Genomic DNA, 15809 nt, shown 5'->3' with positions numbered 1-15809 from the left:
TACACAATTCTATATGGATATAGACAATCTAGTTAAAAAATTTCAGGAAGAGAAAGATGTACTTGCCTACCAGAAATTATATGAAATGTATAACAAAAGTATGTTAGGTGTTATTGATACTATTTTACAAGACGAAGATTTGTCTAAAGATGTGTTGCAAGAAGTTTTTTTAAAAGTTTGGGACAATATAGAAAGTTACTCACCTAAACGTGGTCGATTTTTTACTTGGTTGTTAAACATATCTAGAAACGCAGCCATAGATAAAACTAGGTCTAAAGATTATAAACTTCAGAAAAAGAACCAAAGCATAGATATTTTCGTAAATATATCAGAACCAGAAGACAGAGAGGTTAGCGACGAAGAAAAAACACTAATTGACAAAGTAAAAAAACTGTCTGAAAAGTGTAGAAAAATAATCGACTTAATTTTTTACAAAGGTTATACACAAAAAGAAACTTCTGAAGAGTTAGACATTCCGTTAGGAACCGTAAAAACAAGAAGTAGAAGTTGTTTAAGCAGTTTAAAATTAAGTATTAATAGATAGGGTTATGATAAATATAAATGAATATATAGAGTCTGGAATACTTGAACTATATGTGGCAGGTACCCTTAACAGAGAAGACAGTTATGAGGTGTATGCCAACATACAGCAATATCCAGAACTAAAAGAACATATTAAAAACATAGAATACACTGTTATAAAGGTGGCTGAACTAAGTAAAAAAGAAACCTTAAAAGCATATCCTTTTACTAAATTGATGAATGCTGTTAACGGACCTCAAACCAAAGTAATCCCCATTAAATGGTATAGTTATATGGGTTGGGCTGCTAGTGTACTACTAACTATTGGAATTATTAGCCTATACACCAACAATACTGATTTAAAGAAAAATTTAACCAAACAAATTGCTGGTAACGAAATTTTAGACGAGCAGAGGGCAACGCTGCAAGGTGATTTAATTGCAAAAAATATTGACCTTACGACTAGAGATGAGGTAATTGCGTTTTTATCATCATCAGAAACATTAAAAGTAAATTTAGCTGGTCAAACAGTTTCTCCAGAAAGTTATGCACAGGTTTATTGGGATAAAAACACCAACGAAATGTATGTAGATTTAAACGGATTGCCTCCTGCACCTGCAGGAAAAGTATATCAACTATGGTCTTTAACTTTAAACCCATTAACTCCAACTAGTTTAGGAACGATGGATGCTTATAATAAAGGAAATAGATATATTAAAGTAAGTAATACTAATAAATCTGAAGCTTTTGGAATTACATTAGAACCAGCTGGTGGTAGTAAATCTCCAACGTTAGAACAGTTATATACCCTTGGATTAACAAATGTATCTTAACTAATTACAAATACATAAAACCAAAAAGACCCGCTACAAATAGAGGGTCTTTTTGATTTTATGTCATAACTATATTTTCTGTTTAAATACACTAGAAATAAAAGAAGGGCTATCCCCCCAGATAGCCCAACATTCACCTTAAACAAAAAATGAATCAACTAAAATTTATAAGTAATGCTACTTTTAACAAACAATGGTGTACCTGGAGTAAAATGAATTTCTTCTACTGAATTTGTTTCGTTTGCCAATTTAGATTCAGTAGCAAACTGAGTTTCGTTCCATTCTACATCAAATAAATTCTGAATTTGAATTCCCAATTCTACTTTATTCCATCTATAACCTGCATTTAAATTGGTTAAAGTATACCCATCAGCAACAATAGAATTATCTTCATTTGCTGGTCTATCCGTTAAATGTAAAAAGTCTATCCCTCCGTAAAAACCTTTGTCTTTTTTATAGGTAATCCCTCCTTTTAAGGTAAAGCTTGGAGCTAAGGGAACGTAATCTTCTCCATTAGGTTCATTTGCAAATCTTGCATGTGTATAATTGGCATCAAAATTAACAAACAGGTTACGTGTAGGCTGCAATCTTGTGTTTAAAGAAAGTCCCACCCTTTCTGATGCTCCATTAGGCTCTACCACTCCAGCATCTCCTACATATACAAATTCTTGTTCTGAATACATTGCCCAAGCACCCAATCCAATTAAAACTTTAGGATCTGCTCTCCATACAAAACCAACATCTGTTGTGTAAGCTTTAGGAATGTCATTTCCTAAAGAATTCAACACCAAACGACTGTCGTTGGTATGAAAACCTTGCCCTAATTTTACATAAGCCTGAAAACTATTTACAGGTGTATACAATACGCTTAGTTTTGGACTTACTACAGCACTAGTCTGTTCTTTTAGTTTGTTATCTGTTGATAAAAAATCTTGGTATCCGAAAGAAAAATAATCAACTCTAAGAGCTGGTATTATATTCCATTTTCCTAGCTCTATATCTCCACTAACGTATCCAAAAAAGTTTGTTTCATTTACATCTCCGTACTGAATTCTTTCTAAAATTTCTGTTTTATTTTTGGTACTAGACAACTGATTATCTTTTACTTTATCGGCTCTAACTCCTAACCCAGCAGAAAATAAAATTTCTTTATTTGCAATGTTTAATTGCTTTTTATAATCTGACTGATACCCAAAAATAGCTCTGTTTTCTTTTTGATGAATTTGATCTCCATCTACAGGATTTTCTAAGAAAAAAGTAAAATTAGAATACAAATCAAATTGGTAATTGGTATAATATAACAAGTGTTTTAATTCCGAATTATCTGAATAAGAATTGGTAATTGCCAAAGCAATATTAGTTCTTGCAGTTTCTCCTCCTTCAGTATCATCAATAGCTCCAAAACGAGAAATACTTCCGTTATTTACAGCCCTTTCGGGTATTTGTCCCGATGCATTCCAATTACTTTCAAAATGAGAAAATGTAAAAGCCAATTGCGTATCTTCTATTCTTTTAATGTATTTACTGTTTATGTTAAATCTTTTAAAATTTTGAGGACTTTCAAAAGGTCCGTCAGATTTAATGTATTCGGTAGCAACATATGCAGATTCGTTTGTTTTATTGATAAACTGATTCATAAAAAGCAAACGTTGAGAATTAAAATCTCCTACTTCTAACTTGATTCTATTATCACTTAACCTTTCTTTACTACTAATATTTACCGTTCCTGTAGTTGCAAAATTTCCTTGTTTTGCATTGTAAGTCCCTGCTTTAAAATCTAAATTTTTAATGGTTTCTGGAATTACGAAATGCAGATCTGCGTATCCTTGTCCATGTGCATGAGACACCATATTTACAGGTAAACCGTCTACATTTACCTGTAAATCTGTTCCGTGATCTATATCAAAACCTCTGTAAAAAATTTGTTCGGCCTTACCACCTCCTGCATGCTGACCAATAATTAAACCAGGTACTTTGGTTAATAATTCTTGTGCTGATTTCACAGGATTTGTTTCTACATCTATTGCTGTTATTACGCTAGATGCACTTACTCCACTAGTTAATACTACTTGCTCTAAAGCAATGCTTTGTGTAGTTACTTGTACATTGACAATTGCACTAGTACATACTATTTTTTTAGGGTTAAATCCTATTTTTTGAAATATAATAGTATCTCCAACATAAGTATTTGCTAACCTAAACTCTCCTTTAAAATTAGTATGTGCATGTTCTTGTGTTTTTTGATTGACCACAAACATATACTCCACAGGAGTTTTATTTTGATTGGCAACAACTCCCTTTACTGTTTGTCCCACAGCAATACTTGTTACCCAAAACAATGCTATATAAATTACATTTTTCATTCTTTTACAATTTTTGTACTTCCATTATTTTTACAGGCCCTAGTTCAAAATATGCCCCTAGCAATTCTTGTTTTATAGGAGCAACTTTATCTGCTTTACCATTAAGCTCGTATACTTTAGCCACTCTTAACAATACCAAAGGCTCATAAGATTTTAAAACATTTTTTGTGTTAATAATTTCCAATCCAACCAATGGTTTATCTACATATGTTAATGCTAATGCCAACATAGAATAAGAACTTACTGTAGGTCTATTTTCTACTTCTTTTAATGCAATTTGATAGGCTTGTTCGTATTTTTTTTGATGTACAAAAATATCAAAATTATAAGCATTATACATATCTCCATAAGCCGAATTTTGTACTTGAGACCAATAAGAATTATAACTATTTTCTACCTGATTATTTTCATACAAAGCAATTTCATAAACTAATAAATCTACATCTACTCCTTGATAGTTTTTGTCTAAAAAGGATAAAATTGCTTTGGCTTCTTGTATATTTCTATCATTAGAAAAAGAAATCCATGCTATTTTTTTTAGTGAGTAATAATTATGTGGGTTTAATTCTAAAGCTTTTAAATAATATTCATAAGATTTTTGAATATCTCCGTAATGTCCGTAATAATCAGCTAAATTGGTAATACACCACAACTCTAAGCCTTTGTATTCTTTTTCTGTAACCACAGCCAATGCCTCTTCCATATAAGAAATGGTAGCATCTAAATGACCAATATGATCTTGCCATTTGGCAATTCTAATTAAATAATCAAAAGAACGTTTATTTTCTATTTTTCTTAGATAAGCTTCTGCTGTTTCATCATTTCCTAATTCTAGATTTACATCAAACAACATTTTAATTGTTTCTTGTTTTTTATCTCCATTTACTTCTGCCTTTTGCAATAAGTCTAATGCTTTTTTAAACTGATGTTGAGAAATGTAGTTTTTGGCTAAGGCTCTTAAATATCCAGAATTTTTATGTCCTGTTTTATTGATAGCATCTAGCAAAAAGTATTCAGCATTTTTTAAATGTTCTATAGATCCGGTTTTAGAAAATAATTGATTTTCTAAACCTGCTAACTGAACCTTGTATGGAAATTGAGATGGAGTTGCTTCTAGTTTTCTACTCCAGAACGCAATGTTTTTTTGTGTTTTAATCAGTTCTTTATCTGGCTGAACTCTTAAATATGTTTTTATGTCTTTTAGTTGTACTACGTTGTTGCTGTTTTTTGAACAAGAAACGGTTAGTATAGCTATACTAGCAATAGCTATTGTTTTGTTTAGATACTTCATTTTAAAGGGGGATTAAAAAGTGAATGATTGATAAATAAATGCTGGACAAACCAGCATTTATTTATTTATTTTTAAAAAAACTGCTTACCAAGGAGAAGCTAAATAAGGGAATTCAGTCAAGAACTCTTTATCATTTGCATCAACATGGTCATCAGATAAAGTTGGGTTTTCATCAAAGTCTTCTCCTCCAAAAATTAATAATAACTCTGTAGTAATTACATCATCAGTTAAGTTTCTACCAGTTAATAAAGTACCATCACTACCATCGTAAAAAGATGTTTTACCATCTAAACTTACATTTAATACATCTGTCGCTAATAAAGTTGTAAATGCTGTTGCATCTTGCCCCAAAGCGTTTGTGTCTGTAGATTCATTAAAAGCCGGACTTAAAGCTTCTAAATTTGTTTTGAACTTACTTGCGTATTTGGCTCCTTGCTCCGATGGAATGGTTGTGTTAAAATCATCTTTGTCTTCCGTGGCTACAAATACTGTGTTTATAGCTGGCCTCCCCATTTGATCTTCTAAAACGTACATTGCTTTCGTTTCGTTCTTAATATCGTTATTGTCATCATCGTTAGAACAGTTTACAGAAACTGCTGCGATTAGTAACATACATGCTATGGTTGTTATTTTGCGTATCATAATCTTAATTTTTAAATGTTATTATTGTTTTCTTTTTGTAGTTACCCAAGTATTGATTGTTCCTGTACCACCAATCATAGTTTTTGGTACTTCTACTACTACAGATAACACATTGCTTTCTGCAAAAGTATCTGCTCCTGGATTGTCAAAACTTGTTGCTGTTCCTCCAATAATTTCAGTATACTTAGCAAAATCCATAAAGAAAGGATCGTCTCTTAAACCTGCAAATGCTTTTACTCCTGATACCAAACTTGCGTTTACAGTTGCAGCAATTTGTGTAGTTCCATAAGTAGTAACGGCTACACTACTTTTAAATTTAGCATCTAACATAGTACTTACTCCTCCAGTTTCATTTGGCACAGCAGGTCCATAAACATCCATGTTATTTCCGTTTGGCACAGCCTGAATTACTAAATCTTCAATATTATCCCCATCAGTATCAATATTAATTTCTACCATTACATCTTTGTCAAATTTTGCTGATGCTGAGTTTTCTGGAGAAATTAATCCTTGCACATTTGCTACAAAAACCAAATTGCTAGCACTTGCTCCCTCAAAAGCATAAAAATCTGTAATATCACTTGTACCTCCTTTTACGTCTGGAGCATCAATATGGTCTGCCGCTATAATTGCTCCAGACACTAAAGCTATAGTTGCTAGCCCCAATAAAATTTTACTTGTCTTCATAATTGTATTTTTTAGTTATTAAAACGTTTACACAATTATGTACGAGAGAAAGTTCTATACGGTTTTAAAAAAGTTTTATTTTTTTTAACAAAAAACAAAACCCACCAATAAACATCTGTTTACTAGTGGGTTATTTATTTATATAAAATTTTATTTTTACAATTCTTTACATGGATCCCAGTAAATTTCTTTAAAATTTTGAATTTTGTTCTCTTTTACAACTACTCCCTCATTCTCTAAAAGTTGTTGCATTAAGTTGGTTCCTTCAAAATGATGTTTTCCGCTTAATAAGCCTACTCTATTTACCACTCTGTGTGCAGGAATAGACAAATCGCCATGTGCAGCATTCATTGCCCATCCTACCACTCTGGCAGATGACTTTGTTCCTAAGTATTGAGCAATAGCTCCGTAAGAAGTTACTCTACCTACGGGTATTAGTGTAGCTACTTGATGTACTCTCTTAAAAAAATCTTGATTATTTGAACTCAAAAAGAATCATGTATAAAACAAAAAAACCTCTGTATACAGAGGTTTTTTTTAATATGTTAATTTAAACTTTAAATAGGTAATGGCTTTACCTACTTCTAAGTATTGACTTTCGTAATAAGTTTGTACTTCGGTTACATCTTTAGGAGCTCCTTCTTGTCTGTAAACATCGTGGTTTGCATACAAAATTTCTTGACCCTGTCCGTGTAACAAACCGATGGTATAGCCGTGCATAAACTCGCTATCAGTTTTTAGATGCATAATTCCTTCGTTATTTAATATCTTATGATATCTTTTTAAGAAAGCATTCCCTGTCATACGGTGTTTGGTACGTTTGTACTTTATTTGTGGATCTGGAAAAGTAATCCAAATTTCACTTACTTCATTTTCAGCAAAAATATAATCAACCAATTCTATTTGAGTACGAATAAAAGCTACATTAGGCATGTTTTCTTCGGTAGCTGTTTTGGCACCTCTCCAAAAACGAGCTCCTTTAATATCTATACCAATATAATTAACGTTCGGGTTTCTTTGTGCCAAGGCAACTGTATATTCTCCTTTACCACAACCTAGTTCTAAAACTATAGGATTGTCGTTTTTAAAGAATGTATTCCACTTTCCTTGATATTTAAAACCTGATACAACTTCTTCTCTAGTTGGCTGTATTACGTTGTCAAACGTTTCATTTTCATTAAAACGTTTTAACTTATTTTTACTTCCCAATCTAGTTTCTTATTTTGATGAATCTTCTGTATTTGTATCTTTAAATCTTTTAGATTCTTTCATCCAATAAGCAAAGTATACCAAACCTATAATTATAAATACAAAGTTTAAAGCGTTTGATCCCCACCAAGATCCACTAAAACGTAAAGCTTTAAAGGGTGCAAACAAACCGTTTGTAAATAAATCATCAATAGTGTTAAAGATGTTTAATGCTGTCATAATAGTTATATTTTTATTAGCCTTGCAAAAGTAATAAAAGTAATCAGATTAAAAATCTGAAAAGCTTTTTTTATATTAATTTCTACCTTTTTCATTTGGATATAAAGTGGGTAACGCATCGCTTTGCCAAAATTCTTTGGTATCTACATCCATAATAGTTAACGGATTGGTAAAAGCAGCTCCGGTATCTACATTCCAAACTCCAGCTGCACAATAGGGTTTGTCTTTATTTATTCTAGACAAGGGAGTGTGACCAATGTATACTTCTGAATAAATAGTTAACCTTTCAGGATAAAATTCATCACTCTTATCTAAATTTCTACAAGCCAAAGCAGTTTCCCATAAAGATCTGTCCCAATAAAACATTTTGGTAAAATGCTCTTGCTCTATTCCTTTTACATTGGTAAATCCTGCATGTAAAAACAATCTATTTTTAGAGTCTAAATGATAGTTTTCTAAGTTTTCTAAAAAATGAGTATGAATTTGAATAAAGTTATAAGGTCTGTCTTTGTAAGAGTTTATAGTAGCTTGCCCACCATGGTGCAACCAATTGGGATTGTCTTTACCCTTTGTTAGCCAATCGTAAAAAAGCTCATCGTGGTTTCCTTTTAAAAACACACAATTGTGTGATGCTTTTAAACTGATTAACAAATTCAATACTTCAAAAGCTTCACTCCACCCATCTACATAATCTCCTAAAAAGATAAGTGTATCTTTTGTAGTTACGCTTGCTCTTTCTAAAACTTGTTCTAAAGCCTTAAAACCTCCGTGTACATCTCCAATAACTAGTGTTCTTTCCATTTCTAAAAAAATTAAAGTCTAAATATAGGTATTACGCACAAAAAAACCGACAACTTAATGTTATCGGTTTTATATATAATAATTATGTATTTGTTTTATATTGCTTTTTTTAAGGAAACAACTTCTCCTTTGGTATTTATAATTCTTAAAATGTAAATTCCTTTGGACAAAGATTCGTTAGTTATTTTTTGTCCTAGGGTATTGTAAACCTGTATAGTTAAACTAGCATCATTACTTACAAATTTATCTCCAACAACAGAAATACTTGTTTTTATAGTATCTAAATTACTAGTGGTTAAAGTTGAGCCAAAAGCTGTACCAGTAAACTCTGTTTGTACATTAGTCGGAAAAGCAAAAGCCGAAATAGTCCAATTAGAACTGTTTGCAATGGCTGCTGATACTTCAGTAATTGAACCATTAAAGTCTGTAATTCCTGTATAATAACCAACAGCATCTGGTAGAGGCAGCGCATTAACACCTGCTGTTAAACCTGTTCCTGCTAACGTTGCATCTTCAGGAGGATTGGCAGTGACACTGTTTTCATCTCCATGAAAGGTTAAAAAAGTACCTGGAGTTGATCTGGTTCCTGTAAATGCAATTACCTGATCTCCATTAGAATGCGTGTAACCAGAATCACTTTCTACAATAGTTCCTAAATTAACAGTTATACCTGTCCCGTTTGCATTATCTATAATAATTACAGTTCCTGCATTGATCTTAGCTCCTGTGTTAGACCACAATAAATCTCCCTCACCTGTAGGAGAATTAAACTGATTTGTTTCCCACTCCTCATCTGTAAAACGGATCTCTGTTCCATTTGGTGCATCATCTAGTAATAGAAAAGCAAGTCCATCATCACCACTGTTATCATAAGCAATAACCATAATATCACCGGCAGCATCTATACTTCCATTTTTGTCTTGTGCAATAGCATTTATTGACAGTAGTAAATAAAATAAATAAGTAATTTTTTTCATAGTATTATTTTTTTATCAAAATTATATAATTTAAAACACAGAGCAATCTAATTAACTTTACGTTTTGTAACAATTAACTAAAATTTAACTTCTTGATGGGTAAATTCCTTCTAGAGCAATAATGTAATTAATTGCTAAGAAAGGTTGCATGTTATTAAACGGTTCTTGATTCCCTTGAGGATCTACCACTACATTTCCTGTAACTTTAGCACTTCCTGTAACACTTATATTTCCTGGGTTATTTGCATTTGCAGGTTCTGAAGTGTACATATCTCCACTAGCATATGCAAATACCCCAGAAGAAGGATCTGAAGAATCAGCATTACCATCTTCATTGTTTACAGGAATGGATCCCACTGCAGACACCTCTCCAGATGTTTGTGTAAAGCTTGCATTATGACTATGATTAGGCATATTGTTTATGTTAATAACAGTTGCCTCTAGACCATCGCTTTGTCCTAGTTTTTTAGTAGTTAAACCAGGGCCGGATCCAGGATGTACTGTTACTCTCCCTCTTAAATCTGGTAAAGCAAAAGTTGTTCTACCATCTCCTCCATAAGCATTACCTAGAAGTGAATATAAGGCTTGATGATCTGAGATTGATAATATTTGGCCATCGCAGAATGCCCAATATTTTGGAGCAAAGTTCCCTCCAAACATCATAATTTGTCCAATAAATGGTTCCATAGTAATTAAAATTTTATTATTAATAAATGTTTCAATTTTCAAGTGTAATAAATCACACTTTCTAAAACTCAGCATTCAATAAAACCGTTTCACTTTTAACTACTGGTAAAAGATTACGAACAATTTTATTTTTCATAGTATGCTAAAAGTAAAAAACAAAAAACAAACATATGTTAATAAAATAATATTTATTTACTACCTGCGTATAGACACAGTAAAACTTTAATTTGTTAATTTTTGAAAAGGAATTTTAATAAATCCATCTAGAAACGGCACAAAAAAACCGATAACTTAATGTTATCGGTTTTTATATATTATAAATTTAGCTTAATTGTTTAAAGCTTCGCAGATAGTAAATTTAGCTTCGTTGCCTCAGCTTAATTGTTTAAAGCTTCTGCTCCACCAACAATTTCTAAGATTTCTCCTGTAATTGCTGCTTGACGAGCTTTGTTGTATGTTAACAATAAATCGTTTCTTAAATCTTTTGCATTGTCTGTTGCTTTATGCATTGCTGTCATACGAGCACCATGTTCTGCTGCATAAGAATCTCTAATTGCTTTGTACAATTGAGTTTTTAAAGATTTTGGGATCAATGCTTCTACAATTTCTTCCTTAGTAGGTTCAAAAATATAATCTGCAGATGTATTTCCTTCAATCTCTATAGGTTGTATTGGCAAAAATTGTTCTAATGTAGCTACTTGAGTTGCAGCATTTTTAAACACGTTATATACAATTTCTATTTTATCATAATCTCCTTTAGAGAATAAATCCATTAACTCTTCTGCAATTACAGTAACATTGTCAAATGTTAAATTATCAAAAATCTCAATGTTATTTTTTATTACATTGTACTTTTTAGATAAAATGTCATTTGCTTTTTTACCTATTGTATATAGAGTAATGTCTTTTCCTTGGTATTTTTCAGAAATAACACGATCTGTTTTTTTGATAATAGATGTATTAAAACCTCCACACAAACCTCTGTTAGAAGAAACTACTACCAATAAAACTTTAGAAACCTCTCTTTGCTCTGCATAGGTACCTCCATTGTTACTATCTAAAGTAGCACTTAAGTTTTGTAACAATTCAGTTAATTTATCAGCATATGGTCGCATGGCAGTAATTGCATCCTGTGCTTTTTTTAACTTTGCAGCAGATACCATCTTCATTGCGCTCGTAATTTTCATTGTCGAACCAATAGAAGTAATTCTGTTTCTAATTTCTTTTAAGTTTGCCATTCTTATAGTATTCAGTAATTAGTACAAAGTACTAAGACTTATTTATAATAATATATCTAGTACAAAGTTTTTACAACTTTATACTAGATACTTTTTATTAATTAATATTTTGCTGAGATTTCTGCAGCTACACTTTCTAAAACGTCTAAAGAAGATTGCTCTAATTTACCAGACTTTAATGAATCTAACACATCTCTGTGTTTTGCGTTTAAGAAATCAATATAGTCAGCTTCAAATTCTTTCACCTTTTTTACAGGAACTGCTTTTAATAAATTCTTAGTTCCTGCATAAATAATTGCAATTTGATCTTCTACTGTATAAGGATCGTTTTGAGCTTGCTTTAAAATTTCTACGTTACGTTGTCCTTTTTCAATTACAGATAAAGTAGCTGAATCTAAATCAGAACCAAACTTAGCAAATGCTTCTAATTCACGGAACTGAGCTTGATCTAATTTTAAAGTACCTGATACTTTTTTCATAGATTTAACCTGTGCGTTACCTCCTACACGTGATACAGAAATACCAACATTAATTGCAGGACGAACTCCAGAGTTAAATAAATCTCCATCTAAGAAGATTTGACCATCTGTAATAGAAATTACGTTCGTAGGAATATATGCTGATACATCTCCTGCCTGTGTTTCAATAATTGGCAATGCAGTTAAAGATCCACCTCCTTTAATTTTCCCAACTAATGAAGCTGGCACATCGTTCATTTTTGCAGCAATCTCATCGTTGTTGATCACTTTTGCAGCACGTTCTAACAATCTAGAATGTAAAAAGAATACATCTCCAGGGTATGCTTCACGTCCCGGTGGTCTTCTTAATAATAAAGATACCTCACGGTAAGCAACAGCTTGTTTAGATAAATCATCAAATACAATTAAAGCGGGTCTACCAGTATCTCTAAAGTATTCACCAATTGCAGCACCTGCAAACGGAGCATATACTTGCATTGGAGCAGGCTCAGAAGCACTTGCAGCTACAACAGTAGTGTATGCTAACGCTCCTTTTTCTTCTAATAAGTTTACAATTAAAGCAACTGTAGAAGCTTTTTGACCGATAGCTACATAAATACAATAAACGGGTACTCCAGCATCGTAAAATTCTTTTTGATTTAAGATTGTATCTAAAGCAACTGTAGATTTACCTGTTTGACGGTCACCAATAATCAACTCACGTTGACCACGACCTACAGGGATCATTGCATCAATAGATTTAATACCTGTTTGTAAAGGTTCTGTTACTGGCTCTCTAAAAATAACCCCAGGAGCTTTACGCTCTAAAGGCATTTCAAAAGTTTCACCTGTAATTGGTCCTTTACCATCGATAGGATTCCCTAAGGTATCAACAACACGACCTACAATTCCTTCACCTACTTTGATAGAAGCAATTTTTTCAGTTCTTTTTACTACAGAACCTTCTGAAACTTCTGAAGAAGCACCTAATAATACAACACCTGCATTATCTTCTTCTAAGTTTAATACAATTCCTTGTAAACCTGATTCAAACTCTACTAATTCTCCATACTGCACATTCGCTAATCCGTATACACGTGCAATACCATCTCCAATTTGTAATACAGTACCAACTTCATTTAAAGAACCTGTTGCTTCAAAATTCGTTAGCTGCTCTTGTAAAATTGCTGATACTTCAGCTGGTTTTATTGCTGCCATCTTTATTTATTATTTGATGTAATTTTTTAAATTTTTGCTTCGTAGTGACTATCGTCAAAACTTCTTTCTAACTCTCTCAAACTTTTTGCTATACTAGCATCGTACTGAATGTCTCCAACTCTTAAAATAAATCCACCTATAATTTCAGGATCTATATCGTTTGTTAGTGTTGTTTCGTGTCCAGTTAATTCTTTTACTTTAGCAATAACTTGTGCTTCTAATGCTGCCGTTAAAGGAACAGCTGTAGTTACTTTAGCAACTTCAATAGATTTTAAGTGGTCATAAATAATTTGATAATCACTTGCTACTGCTTCTAAAACGTTTAATCGTTTGTTGTTTGCTAAAAGCTTAATCAATCCTAAAGAGTAGTTGTTAATTTGTTTCCCAAAAACAGCTTCTAAAGCATTCACTTTATCGCTTACTTTAATAATGGGACTCTTTAACAACACTTTTAAATCATTACTTCCCTGAATTGTAGCTTCTATCAACTGCATATCTGCATATACTGCTGATTCACTATTATCAGTTTTGGCAAGATTTAAGATCGCTTTTGCGTAACGTAATGCTGCTCTTGTACTCATTCTTTATATTAGTTTAAAGTAACTTCTTTTAAAGATTTTTCTACCAACTCTAATTGGCTTTTCTCAGAAGCTAATTCACTTTTGATCACCTTTTTTGCAATGCTAATAGAAATTCCTGCAATTTGAGATTTTAACTCAGCCAATGCTGCTTGTTTTTCTACCTCAATCGCTTGTTTTGCATTAGAAATAATAGTTGCAGATTGCTCATTTGCTTCTTGTTTTGCATCTGCAACAATCTTGTCTTTAATTTCACGAGCTTCTTTTAACATAGTGTCTCTTTCTGCTCTAGCTTCTTTTAAGATTCTTTCGTTATCTGCATTTAAAGCTTGTAATTCTTTCTTTGCATTTTCTGCTGCCTCTAAAGCATTAGAAATCCCTTCTTCTCTCTCGTTTAAAGCTTCTAAAATAGGTTTCCATGCAAACTTACGCATTAAAACAATTAAGATAACAAATATAATTGCTACCCAGAAAAATAAACCAAATGAAAAATCGTTAATTAACTTATCCATCTATGTAAAATATTTAATATAGTTTGTTTTTTGTTTTTTGTTTAAAAAGACTATTTGCAACCAACCGTTACAAATAGTCTTTAAAATCTTCTTAGTGATTATTTTCCTAAGATTAAAGCACCAAATGCTAAACCTTCTAATAATGCACCAATAATAATCATTGCAGTTTGAATCTTGTTAGCTGCTTCTGGTTGACGTGCAATAGCATCCATTGCTGAACCACCAATTTTACCTAAACCTAAACCTGCTCCAATAACGATTAAACCTGCTCCTACTAAATTGTACATAACTTAAATTGATTTATAATAATTAAACAAAAAATTTATTCTTAATGATGATCGTGTTCCTCTACAGCCATACCAATAAACAATGATGATAACATTGTAAAAATGTAGGCTTGTAAAAACGCAACCAATATTTCGATAACATTGATAAATAACGTTAATAACAACGATACCCCAATACTACCACCTGTTCCTAACATGGCTTTACCTGTGTAAACCAAAGCTATTAATCCCATTACAACGGTGTGACCTGCAGTAATATTTGCAAACAAACGAATTAATAATGAGAATGGTTTTGTAAACATTCCTAAAATCTCAATAGGAGCTAATACAATTTTCATTGGAACCGGTACTCCTGGCATCCAAAATATGTGTTTCCAATAATCTTTTGTTCCACTAAACTGAACAATAAAGAAAGTAAATAATGCCAAACAAACTGTTACTGCAATATTCCCTGTTACGTTAATTCCTAAAGGTGTTAATCCTAATAAGTTGGTAATCCAAATAAAGAAGAATACAGTTAATAAGAATCCCATAAATTTACGGTATTTCTTTTCTCCAATATTAGGTCTTGCTATTTCATCTCTTACAAAAACTACTAAAGGCTCTAAAACTCTAGCAAAACCTGTAGGAATTGGTCCTTTTTTATACCCATTAGCCAAGCTAATAAATAACAACAACATTAAGATTGATATTACTAAAATAGACAATACATTTTTAGTAATAGAAATATCTAAAGGATGTACGTGATGACCGTGTTCATCTTCTAATAAATTACCTTCAGCATCTGAACTGTATACTTTTCCATGTTGTAAAACATAGTGTGCGTTTCCTTTGCTAACTACAGCTTCACCGTGGTGAAATTCTGAAGACATAAATATTTTCAATCCGTTATCTACCAAAATTACTGGTAAAGGAAATCCATAGTGGTGACCTGTTTTTTCATCAGAAAAAAACACAAAGTCGTGAGCATCTGCTAAGTGATGTTGAGAATAAGCAGTAATCTCTTCTGGAGTACTAATTCCATCATTTGCTCCACTAGTGTGAGAGTTGTGAGATGAAACATGCTCAGCATTTTCATGCTGTACAGCTTCTGTTTGGTGTGCATCTGCATGATGCTGATCATCGTTTGCCTGACTTGTAAACGTTGTTAATGTTAACATTAACACCACTAAAAACTTTAAGTTCAATTTTACTATCATTCTCTCGTGAATAAGGATTGTTTCAAAATTTGTGCAAATGTAAACAATAATTTAAAATATATAGAAGTTTTCAACATTGTTTTGCACA

Annotated in this window: 16 protein-coding genes and 1 pseudogene; 2 read left to right on the top strand and 15 right to left on the bottom strand. The window is 32.1% G+C overall.

From position 1 onward, the window contains the following. The first annotated feature begins 13 nt into the window (after positions 1 to 13). Both FHR24_RS02480 and FHR24_RS02475 read left to right on the top strand, forming a co-directional pair. Positions 14 to 544, top strand: coding sequence for an RNA polymerase sigma factor (locus FHR24_RS02480; RefSeq protein WP_167183376.1), 531 nt, complete (start codon positions 14 to 16; stop codon positions 542 to 544). A 4-nt stretch (positions 545 to 548) separates the two neighbouring features. Then, on the top strand, positions 549 to 1355 hold the full coding sequence (locus tag FHR24_RS02475; RefSeq protein WP_167183373.1) for an anti-sigma factor: 807 nt from the start codon (positions 549 to 551) through the stop codon (positions 1353 to 1355). Positions 1356 to 1513: 158 nt separating this feature from the next. Here FHR24_RS02475 and FHR24_RS02470 read toward each other — a convergent pair whose 3' ends face one another. From FHR24_RS02470 to atpB, 15 genes and pseudogenes are all read right to left on the bottom strand, one after another. Next, positions 1514 to 3718: a TonB-dependent receptor gene (locus tag FHR24_RS02470; protein WP_167183370.1), complete on the bottom strand. Its 2205-nt coding sequence runs from the start codon at positions 3716 to 3718 to the stop codon at positions 1514 to 1516. A gap of 4 nt (positions 3719 to 3722) precedes the next feature. Continuing rightward, complete coding sequence (locus FHR24_RS02465) at positions 3723 to 5009, bottom strand: tetratricopeptide repeat protein (protein WP_167183367.1); 1287 nt, start codon at positions 5007 to 5009, stop codon at positions 3723 to 3725. An 84-nt stretch (positions 5010 to 5093) separates the two neighbouring features. After that, positions 5094 to 6338 (bottom strand): annotated as a pseudogene (locus tag FHR24_RS15630) (DUF4331 family protein). A 156-nt stretch (positions 6339 to 6494) separates the two neighbouring features. Further along, a complete protein-coding gene (locus FHR24_RS02450) occupies positions 6495 to 6827 on the bottom strand; it encodes an MGMT family protein (protein WP_167183359.1) in 333 nt (110 codons plus the stop codon). 48 nt (positions 6828 to 6875) lie between these two features. Next, complete coding sequence (gene trmB / locus FHR24_RS02445) at positions 6876 to 7547, bottom strand: tRNA (guanosine(46)-N7)-methyltransferase TrmB (protein ID WP_167183356.1); 672 nt, start codon at positions 7545 to 7547, stop codon at positions 6876 to 6878. A gap of 9 nt (positions 7548 to 7556) precedes the next feature. Continuing rightward, positions 7557 to 7766: a DUF6341 family protein gene (locus tag FHR24_RS02440; RefSeq protein WP_167183353.1), complete on the bottom strand. Its 210-nt coding sequence runs from the start codon at positions 7764 to 7766 to the stop codon at positions 7557 to 7559. Positions 7767 to 7841: 75 nt separating this feature from the next. Next, positions 7842 to 8567, bottom strand: a complete 726-nt coding sequence (locus FHR24_RS02435) for a metallophosphoesterase (RefSeq protein ID WP_167183350.1) — start codon at positions 8565 to 8567, stop codon at positions 7842 to 7844. Positions 8568 to 8662: 95 nt separating this feature from the next. Further along, positions 8663 to 9544 carry a T9SS type A sorting domain-containing protein gene (locus tag FHR24_RS02430; protein ID WP_167183347.1) on the bottom strand — a complete coding sequence of 294 codons (882 nt, stop codon included), beginning with the start codon at positions 9542 to 9544 and terminating at the stop codon, positions 8663 to 8665. An 84-nt stretch (positions 9545 to 9628) separates the two neighbouring features. Next, positions 9629 to 10231: a phage tail protein gene (locus tag FHR24_RS02425; protein WP_167183344.1), complete on the bottom strand. Its 603-nt coding sequence runs from the start codon at positions 10229 to 10231 to the stop codon at positions 9629 to 9631. A gap of 377 nt (positions 10232 to 10608) precedes the next feature. Then, positions 10609 to 11469, bottom strand: a complete 861-nt coding sequence (gene atpG / locus FHR24_RS02420; protein ID WP_167183341.1) for an ATP synthase F1 subunit gamma — start codon at positions 11467 to 11469, stop codon at positions 10609 to 10611. 101 nt (positions 11470 to 11570) lie between these two features. Next, complete coding sequence (atpA, locus tag FHR24_RS02415) at positions 11571 to 13145, bottom strand: F0F1 ATP synthase subunit alpha (RefSeq protein ID WP_167183337.1); 1575 nt, start codon at positions 13143 to 13145, stop codon at positions 11571 to 11573. A gap of 26 nt (positions 13146 to 13171) precedes the next feature. After that, a complete protein-coding gene (atpH, locus tag FHR24_RS02410; protein ID WP_167183334.1) occupies positions 13172 to 13726 on the bottom strand; it encodes an ATP synthase F1 subunit delta in 555 nt (184 codons plus the stop codon). An 8-nt stretch (positions 13727 to 13734) separates the two neighbouring features. After that, complete coding sequence (locus tag FHR24_RS02405) at positions 13735 to 14235, bottom strand: F0F1 ATP synthase subunit B (protein WP_167183331.1); 501 nt, start codon at positions 14233 to 14235, stop codon at positions 13735 to 13737. 98 nt (positions 14236 to 14333) lie between these two features. After that, positions 14334 to 14522, bottom strand: coding sequence for an ATP synthase F0 subunit C (locus tag FHR24_RS02400; protein WP_167183328.1), 189 nt, complete (start codon positions 14520 to 14522; stop codon positions 14334 to 14336). 41 nt (positions 14523 to 14563) lie between these two features. Further along, a complete protein-coding gene (atpB, locus tag FHR24_RS02395; protein WP_243846490.1) occupies positions 14564 to 15721 on the bottom strand; it encodes a F0F1 ATP synthase subunit A in 1158 nt (385 codons plus the stop codon). Positions 15722 to 15809: the final 88 nt, after the last annotated feature.

The sequence above is a fragment of the Wenyingzhuangia heitensis genome, from assembly GCF_011762155.1.
GTDB lineage: Bacteria > Bacteroidota > Bacteroidia > Flavobacteriales > Flavobacteriaceae > Wenyingzhuangia > Wenyingzhuangia heitensis.
The sequence above is the reverse complement of the archived record's forward strand: the minus strand, read 5'-3'. Positions and strand labels throughout refer to the sequence as shown.